The 17,495-nt window shown below is 72.6% G+C and carries 11 protein-coding genes; 2 read left to right on the forward strand and 9 right to left on the reverse strand.

Annotated features, from left to right (window positions below; all coding sequences use genetic code 11):
- Positions 1–8: 8 nt before the first annotated feature.
- From BCD49_RS14380 to BCD49_RS14390, 3 genes are all read right to left on the reverse strand, one after another.
- A complete protein-coding gene (locus tag BCD49_RS14380; protein ID WP_071041567.1) occupies positions 9–1,184 on the reverse strand; it encodes a metallophosphoesterase family protein in 1,176 nt (391 codons plus the stop codon).
- A gap of 113 nt (positions 1,185–1,297) precedes the next feature.
- The gene (locus BCD49_RS14385; RefSeq protein ID WP_116439397.1) at positions 1,298–3,160 is read right to left on the reverse strand and encodes an ATP-binding protein; all 1,863 of its coding nucleotides are present in this window, start codon (positions 3,158–3,160) and stop codon (positions 1,298–1,300) included.
- 357 nt (positions 3,161–3,517) lie between these two features.
- Positions 3,518–4,564: a class I SAM-dependent methyltransferase gene (locus BCD49_RS14390; RefSeq protein ID WP_007514681.1), complete on the reverse strand. Its 1,047-nt coding sequence runs from the start codon at positions 4,562–4,564 to the stop codon at positions 3,518–3,520.
- A gap of 339 nt (positions 4,565–4,903) precedes the next feature.
- Between BCD49_RS14390 and BCD49_RS14395 the strand changes: the two genes are divergently transcribed.
- Positions 4,904–7,978: an AfsR/SARP family transcriptional regulator gene (locus tag BCD49_RS14395; RefSeq protein WP_035927375.1), complete on the forward strand. Its 3,075-nt coding sequence runs from the start codon at positions 4,904–4,906 to the stop codon at positions 7,976–7,978.
- 42 nt (positions 7,979–8,020) lie between these two features.
- Here BCD49_RS14395 and BCD49_RS14400 read toward each other — a convergent pair whose 3' ends face one another.
- The 5 genes from BCD49_RS14400 to BCD49_RS14420 all read right to left on the reverse strand — a co-directional run bounded on the left by BCD49_RS14400 (position 8,021) and on the right by BCD49_RS14420 (position 14,613).
- On the reverse strand, positions 8,021–10,294 hold the full coding sequence (locus BCD49_RS14400) for an ATP-binding cassette domain-containing protein (RefSeq protein WP_007514683.1): 2,274 nt from the start codon (positions 10,292–10,294) through the stop codon (positions 8,021–8,023).
- Between the two features lie 9 nt (positions 10,295–10,303).
- Positions 10,304–10,771, reverse strand: a complete 468-nt coding sequence (locus tag BCD49_RS14405; protein WP_083401448.1) for a DUF4326 domain-containing protein — start codon at positions 10,769–10,771, stop codon at positions 10,304–10,306.
- A gap of 44 nt (positions 10,772–10,815) precedes the next feature.
- Positions 10,816–11,760 (reverse strand): polysaccharide deacetylase family protein, encoded by a 945-nt coding sequence (locus BCD49_RS14410; RefSeq protein WP_106410431.1) that lies wholly within the window; start codon positions 11,758–11,760, stop codon positions 10,816–10,818.
- A 193-nt stretch (positions 11,761–11,953) separates the two neighbouring features.
- Positions 11,954–12,538, reverse strand: a complete 585-nt coding sequence (locus tag BCD49_RS14415; protein ID WP_083401449.1) for a pyridoxamine 5'-phosphate oxidase family protein — start codon at positions 12,536–12,538, stop codon at positions 11,954–11,956.
- Positions 12,539–12,828: 290 nt separating this feature from the next.
- A complete protein-coding gene (locus tag BCD49_RS14420; protein WP_007514687.1) occupies positions 12,829–14,613 on the reverse strand; it encodes an N-acyl-D-amino-acid deacylase family protein in 1,785 nt (594 codons plus the stop codon).
- Between the two features lie 213 nt (positions 14,614–14,826).
- Between BCD49_RS14420 and argS the strand changes: the two genes are divergently transcribed.
- Entirely contained in the window at positions 14,827–16,593 is a 1,767-nt protein-coding gene (gene argS / locus BCD49_RS14425) for an arginine--tRNA ligase (RefSeq protein ID WP_051466224.1), read from the forward strand.
- A 120-nt stretch (positions 16,594–16,713) separates the two neighbouring features.
- Here argS and BCD49_RS40615 read toward each other — a convergent pair whose 3' ends face one another.
- The gene (locus tag BCD49_RS40615; protein ID WP_083401450.1) at positions 16,714–17,073 is read right to left on the reverse strand and encodes an NPCBM/NEW2 domain-containing protein; all 360 of its coding nucleotides are present in this window, start codon (positions 17,071–17,073) and stop codon (positions 16,714–16,716) included.
- Between the last annotated feature and the right edge of the window lie 422 nt (positions 17,074–17,495).

Below are 17,495 nucleotides of genomic sequence, written 5' to 3' on the forward strand. Positions count from 1 at the left end.
CCGTCGGGCTAACCATGCCGGTCGGCTCCGACAGTTTCGTCGTGCAGGGCGGCGAAGAGCGCCTCCACCCGGTCGTCGGCGATGTTCTGCGTGCCGAGGTACTCGTGGAAGAGGTCCGTCGGGCCGCGCTGCCCCCCGTCCGCGAGGCGGCTGGGCCGCGAACCGGTGGCCGCGGCGGCGAACTCCGGGTCGATGCGCACCTCCAGCGCGTTCGGCAGCAGTTCCAGTACCTGCTCGCGCAGCCCGGCGCGCGCCGGCTCGCGTACCCACACCCGCAGCAGGGCGTCGCCGTACTCGGCAGCCGCCTCCGCGAGCTCCGCCACGGCGCCGCGCACCGTCCGCAGCCGCCGCCCCGCCGTGACCGGGATGTCCACGCCCTTCGCCGGGACGCCCGGCGACGCGTCGACGACCCGGACCACCGGCGTGTAGTCCTCCTCGCCGAAGTCGACGGCGAGCGGGGAGCCGCAGTACTCGACCGGGCAGGGCGCCGGCAGCGTCTGGCGGCGGTGCAGGTGGCCGAGCGCGACGTAGTGCGCGTCGGCGGGGAACGCCGTCGCCGGCACGTAGTAGTCGAAGATCGACTGCGCCAGCCGCTCGCCGCCGCCGAACCTCCCGCCGGTCACCGTGAGGTGCGCGAGCACCAGGTTGACGGCGTCGTCGTCGAAACCGCGGGACAGCGCGGCGAGCAGGTCGCGCACCATCTGGTCGTACCTCGCCGCGTTCTCGGCCGGGGTCTGGGTCACGAGCTCGGCGGCGCGCACCGCGTAGCGCTGCGACAGGAACGGCAGCACGGCCACCCGGACCGGTTCGCCGGTGCCGCGGGCGGTGAACGGGACGACCCCGCCCTTGTCCGCCCTGCGCACCGTGCCGACCATCGTGATCCCGGYGGCGTGCATCAGCGGCCGGTATGCCTCGAACGAGCGYGGATGGTCGTGGTTGCCGGCGATCACGATCACCTCGGCGCCCGTGCCGCGCAGGCCGAGCAGCGTCTGGACGGCGAGCCGCTGCGCCTCCGCGGACGGCGCCGCCGAGTCGTAGACGTCGCCCGCCACCAGCACCGCGTCGACCTCCTGGGCGCGGGCGATGCCGACGACCTCGCGCAGCACCGCTTCCTGGTCGTCGAGCCGGCTGCGGCCCTTCAGCGACTTGCCGATGTGCCAGTCGGACGTGTGCAGAAACCTCATGGCGAGCTGTCCTTCGCGGCGCGGCCGGGCGCGGGGCGTGCCGGCCGTTGGACGAGCGGTGCGGTGGAGGCGGTCGGGCGATCAGGTGGTCAGGCGGTCGCGCGGTCGCGCGGTCAGAAGGGCGGCGGGTCGTCGTCGGGGTCGGGTAGCTGGCCGAACGGGTCCGGGCGGGACGGCGCGGGCACCGCGGGCCCGCCGGCGGCCGTCGCCGGCGCTGTGAGGGCGTCGTCGTCGCCCGCCTCCGACGGCCGGGTCGCCCAGGCGGGGAACGGGAACGTGACGGCCAGCGGGACGGGGATCTCCGGCTGGGTGACGAACATCGAGCCCGGCTTCGCCAGTGTCGCCCTGGCGCGCTGGCTCGGCGGCAGGAACCCGTACTCCGGCCGGGCCGCCTCCGCCGGGTCGAGCCGCCCGACGATCCGGATCGCGCTGTTCGCGATGATCCGCCGTTCCACCTCGCTCGCCGTCTGCTGCGCGCCGACCAGGATGATGCCCAGCGACCGGCCGCGCTCCGCGATGTCGAGCAGCACCTCCTTGATCGGACTCGTCCCGTCCCGCGGCGCGTACTTGTTCAGCTCGTCGAGCATCGTGAACAGCAGCCCGCCGGGGCCCGCGTCCTCCTTGCGCCGCATCTCCGCCGCGAGCACCACGCCGACGACGAACCGCTGCGCCCGCTCCGGCAGGTTGTGCAGGTCGACGACGGTCACCTGGTGGCCGGCCGTGCTGACCCGCCGGCCCGCGGCGTCCGGCAGGTCAGCCCGGATGACCGTGCGCAGCGCCCGCAGCGACGAGCGCAGCCGGCGCACGAACGCGTTCACCGTGCCCGCGCCGGTCGCCGGCCCTGCCCACTTCGCCCGCGCGCCCTCGTCGTTCACCCGGTCGATGACGAAGTCGACGAGCTCCTCGTAGGTCCGCAGGACCTGCCCCTCGACCTTGACGCCGCCGTCCGCGCCGAACGGGACGGCGTCGAGGCGCAGCCGGTTGGTGACCTGGTGGACGACCATCGTGTACTGCTGGCGATCGTCCTCGGAGTCCGCGAAGACGTACGGGAGCAGCTCCTCCCGGCAGAACTCGAGCGGGGTCCACCAGAACGCGCTCACGCCGGACGTCCGTGCCGCGACGTGCGGGCGGCCGGTGGTGTCGCCCGGCAGCGGCGGGGCGAAGAAGCCGGCGGACGCGAACGGTTCGGCCGGCAGCCCGAGCCGGTCGTAGACCGCGCGGACCTCGTCTGTCAGCCGGATGTTCGGCCGGTCCAGGAACAGCAGGTCCTCGCCCTTGACCGAGAACACCAGCGCCTTCGCGTTCACCGCCGCCCGGCCGAGCACGCCACAGCGGAAGACCGAATACAGCAGGAACAGCGCGAAGCTGGTCTTCGTCGCGACGCCGGAGATGCCGCTGATGGAGACGTGCGCGCCGCGGGTGCCGTCCAGGAACTCCAGGTTGACGTAGATCGGGCTGCCGTCGCGGCCCAGGCCGACCGGGATGCGGCGGTCCATCTGGTCGAAGTAGAGCGCGGTCGCCCGCTCGTCGCCGGTGGCGCGGCRCACCAGCTCGCCCGGGCGGGGCGGGACGTAGATCTCCGGTTCGAGGCGCGTCGTCGTCACTTCGGCGATCTCCTGCACCTGGGCTGGCAGCACACCCTCGGCGATCAGGAATACGTCCGAGTCGAAGCTCGCGCCCTCGTGCCGTGCCTCGACCTGGGTGACCACACCGGCCGTCATCACCGGTCCGACCCCGGGCACGGTGCGGATCGTGACGACCACGTCGTCCAGCTGCAGGTAGCTGCCCTCGTTCAGCGCGACGTGGAACAGCAGCGGGGTCGCCTCTTCGGTGCCCATCACCCGCCCGACCGGGGGGGTGACCGCTGTGGGGGCGGCAGCCGGCCCGGCCGGCGCGAGGGCCGCGTCGTCCGGAGTCGCCTGGCGCGTGCCGTTCGACGGCGCGCCATTGCGGCCACCAGCCTCCGTCACCGTCACCGGGTCCGTCACCTCCACCGTCGCGCCGTCTGTCGCCCAGCGCCCGCCGCGCGTCCTCGTGCTCGTGCTCGGAGCGTGCACGCCCGGACCGCGATCACCCCGGCTCCGCATTATCCGGCCGGACGCGACCGTGGCACGTTCGCCCGACTTCGGCGTGTCTCGCCACATCCGATCCGTGGCCGTGGGGCGGGCTGGCCGCGGAGCCCGAACCGACCGCACCATATGCCGCGGTCCGGACAGTTCGCCGGCGCGTGGCTCTCGGTGGTTCCCCGCCGCCGGTTCCTCCAGGGGCTGTGATCGTCCTGACGGACAGATCGAGCACCCTGGAGGCGGCGCGCCCTTCCCGCGGCAGGGCGGTTACGGGCGGACCTCGTAGACGATGTTGAACGGGGTCTGGGCGGCCCGGCGGAACCGGGTGAAGCCAGCCTCGGCCGTCACCCGCCGGATCGCCGCCTCGCCCGCTTGCGCGCCCAACGCGTGACCGCCGGGCTGGGAGAGCGCGTTGGGCACGCACATGAACGTCGAGCCGCTGTAGTACGCGCGCCCGACCGGGTTGAAGTTGCCCTCCACCGTGTCCGCGGCGAAGGGCTCGACCAGCAGCCAGGTCCCATCCGGGGCCAGCGCCTCGCGCACCCGCCGGGCGGCGCCCACCGGGTCGCCCAGGTCGTGCAGGCAGTCGAACATCGCCACCAGGTCGAAGTCACCGCCGGTGAACGTCTGCGCCGTGCCCACCTCGAAGGTGACCCGGTCCGCGAGACCGGCGGTGGCGGCCTTCTTGCGGGCCAGCTCGATCGACTCGGCGTGGTAGTCCAGACCGACGACGGTGGTGCGCGGGTAGGCCTCGGCGATCAGGATCGACGAGGACCCCAGCCCGCAGCCGAGATCCGCGACCCGCGCCCCGGCGGTCAGCTTCGCGTCCACCCCGTCGAGCGCGGGGATCCAGCTGGGAACCAGTTCGGCCACGTAACCGGGGCGGTAGAACGCGTCACAGCCGAGGAACACGTCCTCGTGGTGCTCGTGCCAGCCGAAACCGGCGCCGGTGCGGAACGCCTCGCTGATCTGGGGCTCCGCCCGCAGCATGCCGAGCGAGAGGAGGAACGCTCCCGGGATGTTGGGACCGTTCGGGTCGGCCAGGCAGAACGCCTGCTCCGGCGTGAGCGAGAACTCACCGCTAGCCGGGTCGTAGCCGACATAGCCGCCGGCGGCCTGCCCCCGCAGCCACTCGGTCAGGTATCGCTCGTTGCAGCCGGTGCGCTCGGCGAACCGCTCCGGCGTCGCGGGGCCCTGGGCGAGCGCCTGGTAGAGGCCCAGCCGATGACCAATCACCACCGAGCCGGCGGCGTGGGTGGCCGAGAGATCGTTGACGGCCCTCCCGAGGAAGTCCATCACCCTGGCGTGGTCCATGACTGTCTCCTCATTTCCGTGCTTCGTAGTTCCGTCCGCGTCTCGTCGTCCGCCGGGGCTGGTGCCGGCCGACGAGGGAAAGATTCGGCCGGTGGCCTTGCACGCGACTTGCATGCGCTGACACGCCGCTAACGTGGCGCTCGCGGCAGGTTCTGATCGAGCCCACGCGGCCGGTTCGAACGAGGTGCGCCGGCCGTAAGGCCGATCGAGGCGGAACCACGACGCGCTGGCCTCGGACGGCGTCCACGGGCCGACGGTTCGGAGGGCTGACGGGTTCTCGTCAGGTCCGCCCCATCGCGGCTGGGACGGGAAATGCTGGCGCGCTGGGGGTGGGCGACGGTGGATGGGTTCGCGCCGGTGCGGGTGGAACTGCTGGGTCCGCTGCGGCTGGTCGTCGACGGCGTGCCGGTCGACGTGCGCGGCCCGAAGCAGCGCGCCGTGCTCGTGCTGCTGGCACTCGCCGAGAGCCGGATCGTTCCGGTCGACCGGCTGGTGGACGCGCTGTGGCCGGCGGAGGTCCCGGAGTCGGGCCGCCAGGCGTTGCACAGCCAGATCCATCGGCTGCGCGGGCAGCTGGCCGCGGCGGCCGGCCGGTTGCGCACGCTTCCCGACGGCTATCTGCTGGAGCTCGGCGACGACGGTCTGGACCTGACGCAAGCCCGTGCCCTGTTGGCCGCCGCGCGGCGGGATCCGGCCGGCGCGTTCGCGCGGCTGCGCCGGGCACACGGGTTGTGGCGCGGCCCGGTCCTCGCCGATCTCGGCGACGTCGAGCCGATCGCCGCCGCCATCGAGGGCTGCGCGCGGCTGCGCCGGGAGGTGATCGACGCGCTGGTCGCGGCCGGACTCGCCGAGGGGGAGGCGGCCGCGGTCGCCGGCCTTGCCGCGGCGTCCGTCGCCGCCGAGCCGCTGCGCGAGCCCGCGGTGCTGCTGTCAATGCGCGCGCTGGCGGCGACCGGCCAGGCACCGGAGGCGTTGCGTGTCGCGGCCGCCTACCGGCGCCAGCTCGTCGAGGAGACCGGCCTGGATCCGTCCCCGGCGCTGGATGCCCTGGTGCGGGACGTCGCCGCCGGGGCCGCTGGGCCACCGCCACCCTCGATGGCGGCCCCCGCGCCGCCATCGCCGTCCCCGAGGCCCGCACCCCCGATGCCCTCGCCGTCCCCGATGCCCCCGATGTTCCGGTCGGCGCCGCACCCGGCGACTCGGCTCTTCGGCCGCGACGGGCAGGTGGGGGCGCTGCACCGGCTGCTTGCCACGGAACGGCTGGTGACCCTCGTCGGGCCCGGCGGCGTTGGCAAGACCAGAGTCGCGCTGGAGGTGGCCCGGTCGAGTGACGTCGCGACGGTGCTGCCGCTCGCGCCCGTCACCGACCCGGCCGCGCTGCCGCATGCGCTGGCGGCGGCCCTGGACCTGGAGGTCGTCCAGGGCGACGTCCTGGCGGCCTGCGCCGCGGTCCTCGGCGCGCGTCCCGGCCTGCTGATGATCGACAACTGTGAGCACCTGCTCGACGCGGCACATGACGCGGTCGGCGCGCTGCTGTCGAGGTGCCCACGGCTGACGGTGCTCGCCACCAGCCGCGAGCCGCTGGGCCTGGCCGCGGAGTACGTCTGGCGGCTCGCGCCGCTGCCGCTTCCTCGCCCGTCCGGCCAGGCGCTCGCGGCTCCGGCCGGCTTCGAGGCTGCAGCGGACCCAGCGGACCCAGCTGGCCTGCCGGACTCCGCCAACCCGACGGACCGTGGCGGCCAGACGGATCCCGTCGACCCGGCCGGCCTTGCCCGCGTGCCGTCCGTGGCGCTCTTCCTCGAGCGGGCCGGCCGGGTGCGGCCCGGGCTGGCGCCGACGCCGGGCGAGCTGTGGACCGTGGCCGACATCGTGCGCAGGCTCGACGGGATGCCACTGGCCATCGAGCTCGCGGCGGGCCGGCTCTCGGCCTTCTCCTTCTCCGACCTGCGAGATCGGCTGGACCGCTCGCTCGACCTGCTCGGCGGTGGCCGGCCCAGCGGCGACCCGCGGCACCGAACGCTGCGGGCGACCATCGAGTGGTCCTACCGGCTGCTCACCGCTGACGAACGGCGCCTGTTCCGCCATCTGTCGGTCTTCGTCGACGGCGTCGGCCTCGACACCGCCGAACGGCTCGCCGCGGACCTTGGCCTGGCCGGCGATCCCGGCGGCGCCGTCGCCCGCCTCGTCGACACTTCCATGATCAACGCGGATTTCGCCGCCGGGCAGCCGCGGTACCGGATGCTCGAAACGCTCCGGGCCTTCGGCGTGGACCGGCTCGCAGCGGCCGGCGAGGACGAGGCCGCCGCCGGCCACCTGCTGCGCTGGGCCTGCCGGTTCGCGGGATGGTTCGACGCCGTGGTGCGCACGGAGCGCGAGCCCGAGGCCGACGCGGCCCTGCGCCGCGAGCTGCCGAGCCTGCGGGCCGCCTGGCGGCTGGCCCGCGACCGCGGGGATCTCGATGCGGCGGCCGCGTTGGTCGTCACGCTGTACGACGCGATCGCCTACCGCGATCTCATCGAGATCCGGGGCTGGGCCGAGGAACTGGCCGCCGACCCCGCGATGGCCACCCATCGGCACGCCGCCCCGGTGTTCGGCGCGGCCGCCGACGCCCTGTACCACCGTGGCGCATATGCCCAGGCCGAGCGGCTCGCGCGCATCGGACTGGCGCTTGCCACCGACGACGCGGCCCGGTCGTGCTGCCTGCTGCCACTGTCGATCTCGACCCTGGCCCGCGGCGCGTATGCCGAGACGATCGAACATTCCCTCGCGGCCTTCGAGCTCGACTGCCGCCCGCGCGAGAACCTGGGTGTCGCCGCCCTCGCCGCGACCTACGCGGGTGACCTGGAGCGTGCCCGGAGACTGAACGAACGCGGCTCGGTGGTGTCCGTGTCACCGTCATCGCGCGCCTGGGACGCCTATGTCGCCGGGGAGGTCGAGAACCACGCGGGCCGCGACGAGAGCGCCGAGGAGCGGTACACCGCCGCCATCGACCTGGCCCGCGGCTCCGGTGCCACCTTCCTCGTCGGGATCGCGGCCGTGGGGCTGCTGACCGTGCGAGCCCGTGCCGGCCGGGTCGACGAGGCGCTGGCCGGCTACCGCGAAGTGATCGACTACTTCGCCCGCACCGGGAACTGGATACACCTGTGGACTACCCTGCGCAACCTCGCCGACCTGCTGCGCCGCCTCGGGGACCACGCCCCCGCGGCCCTGCTCGCCGCCGCCGCCGACCACGCTCCGGACGCCTCGGCCGTCGCCGACCACTCGGCCGTCGCCGACCAGGACCTCCCAGCCCGGGTGGCCGATGGCGACGAGGAGCCGCGCGGCACGATGCCGTCCCCTGCCGCGAGTCCCGGCCGGGCCGAGGTCCTCGCCGCCGCCCGGCAGGCGATCACCCGCAACCTCGGCCGGACCTGAGCCCTGGCCAGCCGTAGCCGTAGCCTCGGCGGCTGGGGACGGCTACGCGTCGACGTACTGGGCGAGGTGCTGGCCGGTGAGCGTGGAGCGGGCCGCGACCAGGGCGGCCGGGGTTCCCTCGAACACGACCCGCCCGCCGTCATGGCCTGCGCCCGGGCCGAGGTCGATGATCCAGTCGGCGTGTGCCATGACCGCCTGATGGTGCTCGATCACGATCGCCGACGCGCCCGCGTCGACGAGCCGGTCCAGCAGCCCCAGCAGCTGCGCGACGTCGGCGAGGTGCAGACCCGTGGTCGGCTCGTCGAGCACGTAGACGCCGCCGGTCTCGGCCAGGTGGATCGCCAGCTTGAGCCGCTGGCGCTCCCCGCCGGACAAGGTCGTGAGCGGCTGGCCGAGGCGCAGGTAGCCGAGGCCGACGTCGGCCAGCCGGGCGAGGACGGCGTGCGCCGCCGGCGTCCTCGCCGGCCCGCTCGCGAAGAACTCCGCCGCCTCGTCGACCGACAGGGCGAGCACCTCGCTGATGTCCAGGCCGCCGAGCCGGTACGTGAGCACCTCGGCCTGGAAGCGCCGTCCCTCGCATTCCTCGCACACGGTCGAGACCCCGGCCATCATCGCGAGGTCCGTGTAGACGACGCCGTTGCCGTTGCAGTTCGGGCAGGCGCCCGCCGAGTTGGCGCTGAACAGGGCGGGCCTGACCCCGTTCGCCTTCGCGAAGGCCTTCCGGATCGGGTCGAGCAGGCCGGTGTAGGTCGCCGGGTTGCTGCGCCGTGAGCCTCGGATGGGGGCCTGGTCCACCGAGACGACACCGGCGCTCTTCGGGATCGAGCCGTGGATGAGGGAGCTCTTGCCCGACCCCGCGACCCCGGTGACGACGACCAGGACGCCGAGCGGGATGTCGACGTCGACGTCGCGCAGGTTGTGCCGGTTCGCGCCGCGGATCGCCAGCTTCCCGGTGGGCGCGCGGGTCACGGTCCGCGGCGCCGCCCGGTCGTCGAGGTGGCGGCCGGTGCGGGTGCCGCTCGCCCGCAGCCCGGCGACGGTGCCCTCGAAACACACCGTCCCGCCCGTGTTCCCGGCGCCGGGGCCGAGGTCGACGACGTGGTCGGCGATCGCGATGGTCTCCGGTTTGTGCTCGACGACCAGCACGGTGTTGCCCTTGTCGCGCAGGCGCAGCAGCAGGTCGTTCATGCGTTGGATGTCGTGCGGGTGCAGCCCGATGGTCGGCTCGTCGAAGACGTAGGTGACGTCGGTCAGGCTCGACCCGAGGTGGCGGATCATCTTGGTCCGCTGCGCCTCGCCGCCGGACAGCGTCCCGGACGGGCGGTCGAGGCCGAGGTAGCCGAGCCCGATCTCGACGAACGAGTCGAGAGTCGCCCGCAGGGTCGCCAGCAGCGGCGCGACCGATGACCCGTCGAGCGCGCGCACCCAGTCGGCGAGGTCGCTGATCTGCATCGCGCAGGCGTCCGCGATGTTGACGCCGCCGATGCGGGAGGCGAGCGCGGCCTGGTTCAGCCGGGCGCCCCCGCACTCCGGGCAGGCGGTGAACGTGACCGCCCGTTCCACGAAAGCCCGGACGTGTGGCCGCAACGCCTCCTTGTCCTTCTGAAGAAACGCCTTCTGGACTCGCGGGACGAGACCCTCGTAGGTCAGGTTCATGCTCTCGACCTTGACCTTGACGGGCTCCTTGTAGAGAAAGTCCCGTAGCTCCCGCTCGCTGTAGTCCCGGATCGGCTTGTCCGGGTCGAGAAACCCGGAGGCGGTGAAGACGCGGACCTGCCAGCCGTCGACGGTGTAACCGGGGATGGTGATTGCGCCCGCAGCGAGGGACTTCTCCCGGTCGAACAGCTCGTCGAGGTCGATGTCGGTCACCGAGCCCATGCCCTCGCACCGCGGGCAGGCGCCGGCGGGCAGGTTGAAGCTGTAGTGGAACGCTGGTCCGGCGCTTGGCACACCCAGCCGGCTGAACACGATCCGCAGCAGCGCGTTCGTGTCCGTGGCGGTTCCCACCGTCGACCGGGAGTTCGTGCCCATGCGTTCCTGGTCGATGATGATCGCGGTGGTGAGCCCCTCGAGCAGGTCGACGTCGGGGCGGGCCAGGCTCGGCATGAAGCCCTGCACGAAGGCGCTGTAGGTCTCGTTGATGAGCCGCTGTGACTCGGCCGCGATCGTGCCGAAGACGAGCGAGCTCTTACCGGAGCCCGACACGCCGGTGAAAACGGTCAGCCGGCGCTTGGGAATGTCGACGCTCACGTTCTTCAGGTTGTTCTCGCGAGCGCCGTGGACACGGATGAGGTCGTGACTGTCGGCGGCGTGCATAAGGCCAAGCTATCCACCGGTCCGGACAAATCGTGACCGCAATTCACCCCTCGGCGACGAGCGCGGCCTGCCGGCCACGACCTCAGTGGCGGCTGGTGGAGGTCGTGCGGGCCCGCTGGTGGGGGCGTGCGCGGCGAGGACGTCGGCGTGGCAGGGGCCGTCGAGGGGGCACCAGCAGGCGAGCGGGTGACCGGCGAGCTCGTCGAGGTGGGCGAGGACCCAGGAACGCGAGACGGCGCGGTGGCCGGCGGGCAGCTCGTCGGGGCCCTCGCCGCCGAGCCAGGCGGCGTACTCGCGGATGGCGACGGTGCGGTCCCGGCCGGGACCGCGATGGTCGAACGGGTTGCCCCAGGGGGTGGTGCGGTCGACCTTGACAGCGCCCGTGGGCATGCGCCAGCCTGGCGCGCGCGAAAGCCGGACGCGCGTCGGCGGGCCGTCTGATCGTCGCGGGCCGTCTGATCGTCGCTGGATGTCCATGACGGTCTTCTTCCCGGCTCCGGCCGCTCCAGGCAGTTCGGGGGCTATCCGAGGAGGGTGTCGAGGGTGACGAAGCCGTAGCCGCGGTCGCGCAGGGCGCTGATGATGCCGGGCAGTGCGTCGGCGTCGAGTGTCGAGTGGTCCTGCGGGTGGGAGCCCAGGTGCATGAGAACGATCTCGCCGGGCTGGAGCGCGTCGACGACGCGGGCGGTGACGGACGCGGCGCTGCGGCCACCGGACGTGCCCTGCCAGCCGAGGGTGTCGACCGTCCAGCGGACCGGCACGTAGCCGAGGGCGTTCACAGCGGCGATGTCGTGGGCGTTCCGGTCGCCGAAGGGGAAGCGGAACAATGGCCGCGGATCCCGGCCGCTCGCCGCCTGGATGTCGTGCTGGGCGCCCAGCACCTCGCTGCGCAGCGCGGCGTCGTCGAGCTTCGTGAAGTACGGGTGGGTCGACGAGTGGTTGCCGATCCGGCCGCCGGACGCCGCGATGTCGCGCACCTTCGACGAGTAGCTGTTGGCGAACTGCCCGGTGAGGAAGAACGTGCCCGGAACATGCTCGCGCGCGAGCGTCGCGAGGATCGGGGCGACGCCGTCCGCGTTGGCGCCGGCATCGAAGGTCAACGCGACGATCTTGCGGTCCGTCGGGATCCGCTCCCAGTCCTTCCCGAGCAGCCGCGCCGGCAGCGCGGTCCCCTGCGTCGTCGTCGGCGGCGGCCCCGCCGTGCCTGGCTTCGTTGTGCCTGGCTGTGGCGTCGCGGGCCGGGACGGCTGCTGGCTCGCGGGCCCGCTCGGGGTCGGCCCAGTCGGCGAAGCCGTCGCCTGGCCGGTGCCACCCGGCGAAGCCGTGGCGGTGGCGGTGGCCAGGCCGCCAGTGGGGCTGGACGTCGTGCCCGCCGGTTGGCCCTTCCCGTCCCCGCCGCAGGCCGGGAGCACGGCCAGGCACGCGGCGAACGCGCACAGAGCGGTGACACGGCGTCCGCGCGTCATGGTGGATCCGACGCTGTACCTGGCCACGGGGTTGCGCGTCCCGGCGCCTTCGCGCCTGGCGGCGGCCCCGTCCGCCTGAGCTGTCCGTGCCGGCATGACCGTCTCCCAGCCGTGTGTCGGCCGCCGGCCGATCGGGCGCTCGCCCACCTGTCAGCCACCTGCCTGGTGAACGCGTCCTGAGCTTCCGTGGACGTCAGGAGACAGCCACCCGCGCGCGGGACTGGGCCGGGTCGCGCATCCGGAGCAACGGCACGCCGATGCCGTAGCAGACGAAGTCGCCTTCGGGGGCGATCTCGATGACGCGGCTTTCCGCCCTGCGCTCCGGCGGCACCCTGGAGACCAGCTTCGCGGCCGGCGAGYCGTCGTCCAGGGAACAGGCGGGATGCACGACCGCCCGGCCGTGGAAGCTGATCGTCGCCGGCGGAATCGGCGCCAGCAGCGACAGGAGCCCGCCCCTGCGTACCGGCACCGTCACCGCGACGTGCCCGGTGGCCGCGATGTGCTTCGCCTTCCAGCTCTCCACGCCGGTGACCACGTAGAGGCGCCGGTCGGTGACCGTGTACAGGACTCCGCTCGAGCGCGGCTGCCCGGATGGGGTGACGTGCGAGACGGTCGCGAACGACGCCTTGCCGAGCGCGCGCCAGATCATGTCAGGCGTGAGCCGCCGCCCTGTGGGGTGTGCTCTGACGACCTTGTCCCGTGCTCTGACGACCTTGTCCCGTGCTCTGACGACCTTGTCCGTGACGGATTCCAGAGGGGCCCTGGTTGTCGTTTCCATGTCTGTCCCGCCTGTTGCCCGCGTGTCCTCGTGGGTAACCGTCCTCGACTGACCGCCTGCCGTCGCGTTCGGCGCGTCGGCGGGCCGAGGTGCTCCACCTCGCTTCCACCAGCGAACACCTGCCCGCCGACTCCGGGTAGGGGAGTTCGGCGCGGCCGGCCATGGCCTTTCGCGCAGCGAAAGGCCCACTGATGCTCGGCACGGGGGTCGAAAGACCCGTTTGATGAACGCCCCAGGAGCGACCTACCAACCCCGACGCCCTCCGCGTCGTCGGGGTGGTCGTCGGGGTATCAGCGGGCGCCGCGGATCAGCCGGCCGGGGCGGGCGCCGGTGTCAAGACCGTCGCGGCGGGTGACCGTGCCCGCGACCATGGTGAGGTCGTAGCCGGAGGCGTCCTGGACCAGGCGGCGGCCGCCGGCGGGCAGGTCGTAGGCCATCCGCGGGGTGTGCAGGGTCAACCGGTCGAGGTCGACGACGTTGAGGTCGGCCCGCTTGCCGGGGGCGAGGACGCCGCGGTCACCGAGGCCGAACAGGGCGGCGGTGTCGGAGGTCTGCTTCTTGACGACGTGCTCCAGCGGTAGCCGGGCGCCGCGGTGGCGGTCGCGGACCCAGTGGGTGAGCAGGAACGTCGGGTAGGAGGCGTCGCAGATCATGCCGCAGTGGGCGCCGGCGTCGGACAGGCCGGAGACGCCGGCCGGGTGCGTGAGCATCTCGCGGATCACGTCGTGGTTGGCCTCGGCGTAGTTGAAGAACGGGATCATCAGCATGGACGTCGCCGGATGGTCGGTGCCGGCGGCCTGCTCCAGCATCAGGTCGTAGAGGGCCTCGAGGCCGCCGACCCCGCGCCGCTCGGCGATGGCGGCGACCGTCTGCTCGCGGGTCGGCTCGTAGTCGGGCGGATCGCCCATCGCGTAGAGCCGGTCCAGGCTGAAGGCGATCAGGTCCTTCATGCCGTCGAACTGCCTCGCGCGGTCGACCGGCAGGTCCTCCTCGGCCAGGATCGCCTTCCTGACCGCCGGCTTCGCCAGCTCGAAGCCGCGCTCCGCCGGAGACAGGTGCGCGAGCGCGCGGAACGACGGCCGGTGGGTAAAGGCGTGGTGGCCGGCGAAACCGATGAGCATCCCGAACGGGCGAGCGGCGATCTGCGGGTACAGCGGCGATCCCGCTTGGAACGCGGCGGCGGAGGACTCCATCAGCTCACGCCACATGGTCGGGGCGGCATCGACCTGGAGCAGCGCGTAGGAGACCGGGCGGTCGATCTCCTTGGCGAGACGGCGCATCCAGTCGAGCTCGCGGGCCGGGGCGACGAGGTCCTCGCCGGCGGAGCCGGTCGGCGCCAGCTCGAAGACGGCCCGCCCGCCGCGCGCCATCGCCCGGCCAAGCCCGAACAGCTCGTCCTCGGCGGCATAGGTGCCCGGGACGGGCTCGCCGTTCATCGCCCGGTGGGCGACCGTCCGCGACGTCGAGAAGCCGAGCGCGCCGGCCTCGACCGCCTCCTGGACGAGACGCGCCATGGCGGCGATGTCGTCGGCGGTGGCGGCCTCGTTGCGGGCGCCGCGGTCGCCCATGACGTAGGCCCGGACCGGCCCGTGCGCGACCTGGACGCCGAAGTCCACGGCGAGCTCCCGGTCGGCGAGCCGGTCGAGGTAGCCGGGGAAGGACTCCCAGCCCCAGGTCATCCCCTCCGTGAGCGCCGTGCCCGGGATGTCCTCGACGCCCTCCATCAGCTCGATCAGCCATGGCTCGCGGCCGGGGGTCACCGGCGCGAAGCCGACGCCGCAGTTGCCGGACACCACGGTGGTGACCCCGTGCGAGCTGCTCGGCTCCAGCAGCGAGTCCCAGGTGACCTGTCCGTCGTAATGGGTGTGGATGTCCACGAACCCTGGAAGTACGTACCTGCCGGTCGCGTCGATCGTCTCGGCGGCCTCGGTCTCGATCCCGCCGGCACCGGCGCCGGCGCCGGCCACCCGGTGGACATCGACGATCTGCCCGTCCTTGACGCCGACATCGGCCCGGAACGGCGCCGTCCCCGTCCCGTCCACCACCAGGCCGCCAACGATCTTGGAATCCAGCATCTCGGGMAGCTCCGCTTCGGATCCAGCTGACCTGGGGCGATGTCGGCGCGCGACCGGACCGTCGCCAGGCAGATTTATACAATATCCACAGTATGACCCACATCACAGCTCAACGGAAGTGGCGCCGTTGGGTGGTGGCGCGGATGGCCGTCGCTTCGTCGCCGTCCTTAACCGATGGACCTGGCTGGAACAATGGGAGGCGACGAAGGAAGGATGTTCTCTGTGAGCAACCACGAGGTGCTGCCGCTGCTCGGTCAGGTCGCCGACGCCGTGTCCGGCGCGATCGGCCGAGCGCGCCCCGAGCTCGCGGGAGCGGACCCCGTGGTACGCCGGTCGGAGCACGCGGACTTCCAGGCCAACGCCGCGCTCGCTCTCGCCAAACGGGCTCGGATCAGGCCCGCGGACCTCGCGGCCGAGCTGGTCGCGGCGCTCGCCGACGGGCCGATCGGCACGGTCGAGGTCTCTGGCCCGGGCTTCCTCAACATCAGGGTTCCCGACGCCGCGGTCTGGGGGCAGGTGGCGGCGCGGCTGGGGAGCGCTCGCCTGGGCGTCGGCCTGCCGGACGAGGGCCGGCGGACCGTGGTCGACTATTCCGGGCCGAACATCGCCAAGGAGATGCACGTCGGGCATCTGCGGACGACGATCATCGGCGACAGCCTCGTCCGGGTCCTGGGTTTCCTGGGCGCGGACCTGGTCCGGCAGAACCATCTCGGGGACTGGGGCACCCAGTTCGGGATGCTGATCCAGTACCTCGACGAGCATCCCGAGTCCGCCTGGCACCAGGACGAGCTGTCCGCCGGCACCTCGGCCGTGTCGGCCCTGGACGAGCTGTACAAGGCCGCCCGCAAGGAGTTCGACGCCGACCCGGCCTTCGCGGACCGCTCCCGGCAACGGGTGGTCGGCCTTCAGTCCGGCGATCCGGCCACCCTCGCCAAGTGGAAGGAGATCGTCGCCGAGTCCGAGAAGGCCTTCCGGGTCATCTACGACCGCCTGGGCGTCCTGCTACGCCCCGAGGACTCGGTGGGCGAGTCGTTCTACAACCCCATGCTCGCGGAGACCATCGACGAACTGGTCAAGGCCGGGCTCGCCGTGGAGAGCGACGACGCCCTGGTGATCTTCTCCGAGGAGGTCACCGGTCCGGACGGCACCCCGGTGCCGCTGATGGTTCGCAAACGCGACGGTGGCTATGGCTATGACACCACGGATCTGGCGACGATCCGCTACCGCGTTCATGACCTCAAGGCGACCCGCCTGTTGTACGTCACCGACTCCCGGCAGGCCCTGCACTTCAAGATGATCTTCGAGGCCGCCCGCAGGATGGGCTGGCTCACCGACGCCATCGACGCCGAGCACGTCCCGTTCGGCACCGTGCTCGGCAAGGATGGCCGGCCGTTCAAGACGAGGGCGGGCGGCACCGTGCGGCTCATGGACCTTCTCGAYGAGGCGGTCGCGCATGCCCGTGCCGTCGTCGCGGAGAAGAACCCGGAGCTGGCGGCCGCCGACCTCGACCAGATCGCCGAGCTGGCTGGCGTCGGGGCGGTCAAATACGCCGACCTGTCGACGTCGCGGCTCAAGGACTATGTCTTCGACCCCGATCGCATGGTCGCGCTGACCGGAAACACCGGCGTCTACCTGCAGTACGCGCACGCCCGGATCCGGTCGATCCTGCGCAAGGCGGGTGATCCGGAGGCCAGCGTCGACTCCGGCGTGGCCCTGGAACCCGCGGAACGTGCGCTGGCGCTCGAGCTCGACGGTTACGGCGCCACGCTGACCGAGGTCGGTACGACCCTGGAGCCACATCGCCTGGCTGGGTATCTGTACGAGCTCGCGCGGGACTTCACGGCCTTCTACGAGTCCTGCCGCGTCCTCGACGCCGAGGAGCCCGTCCGCTCCAACCGGCTGGCTCTCTGCCAGCTGACGGCCCGCACCCTCGGCCACGGCCTGTCACTCCTCGGCATCACGGCCCCCGAACGCATGTGACGCCGGAGCCCGTGCCAGGACGGCCGGGCGCCCGGATGTGACGCGGGTGCCCGGCCGTGCGGGTCGGCTGTCCAAGGTCGGCCCCGCGGCGTGGGCGACCGTACCTGGACGGCCGTTTGATCAGCTCGGCGCGTCACCCTGGATACCGGTGATACGAGCATCTCCGAACACCGACACCGACTGGTCCCAGTAGTCAGCCTGGACCTTTGTCGTCATGAGCCGCAGCCGCAGGACACCTGTGACGTCGATGTCGAGGGGAACCGAGTTGCCCAACTTGACCGTGTTCGAGGCCAGCCGGCGGCCGTCACCAAATATCTCGATCAGGTAAGTGGTGCCGCTGGTCGCGTCGTCCGAAAGGCCGACCGTCGCCTGGAGGCGGTGAGCATCCCGCCCAAGATCGTATTTAGCGTACGTCGAGGTATCGCCGCTGTATCCGTACTTTGAGGGGACCAGGACGCTTCCGGTATGGGCGGTCGACAGGCACGGGGATGCCCCAGATCCTGAGAACGGGCGTCACCTGTCGGCGAGAGTTGACCAGATTCGGCTCCAGCCGTCCCTGTGGTTCGTGGACCGTCGGCGCCCCATCCGTCGCCGCGGTGCCCGGCCGTGCCCCGGAGTTCCAGCCGGCGCGAACGCCACCGAGTACGTGGCCGGCGGCGGCCAGAGGCGGGAAGCGCCGTAGCCGGCTCGGGGACCGACGGGCGGGCGGGCTGTTCAATACCCACCCGACGATGGGTGTTCGCCCCGCTTGGTGAGCAGTTCGACGGTGTCGCCGGGCGGCGGCGACGACGAGACCGCCATGGTCGGCGGTTGTGGTGGGCAGCCGCCGGCCGAGGGACGAGAAGGGCGGCAGCCGATAAGTGACCAACCCCTCGCCGACGCCCGGTTGGGCGGGGTGACGG

The organism is Pseudofrankia sp. EUN1h, from assembly GCF_001854645.1.
Classification (GTDB): Bacteria; Actinomycetota; Actinomycetes; order Frankiales; family Frankiaceae; genus Pseudofrankia; species Pseudofrankia saprophytica.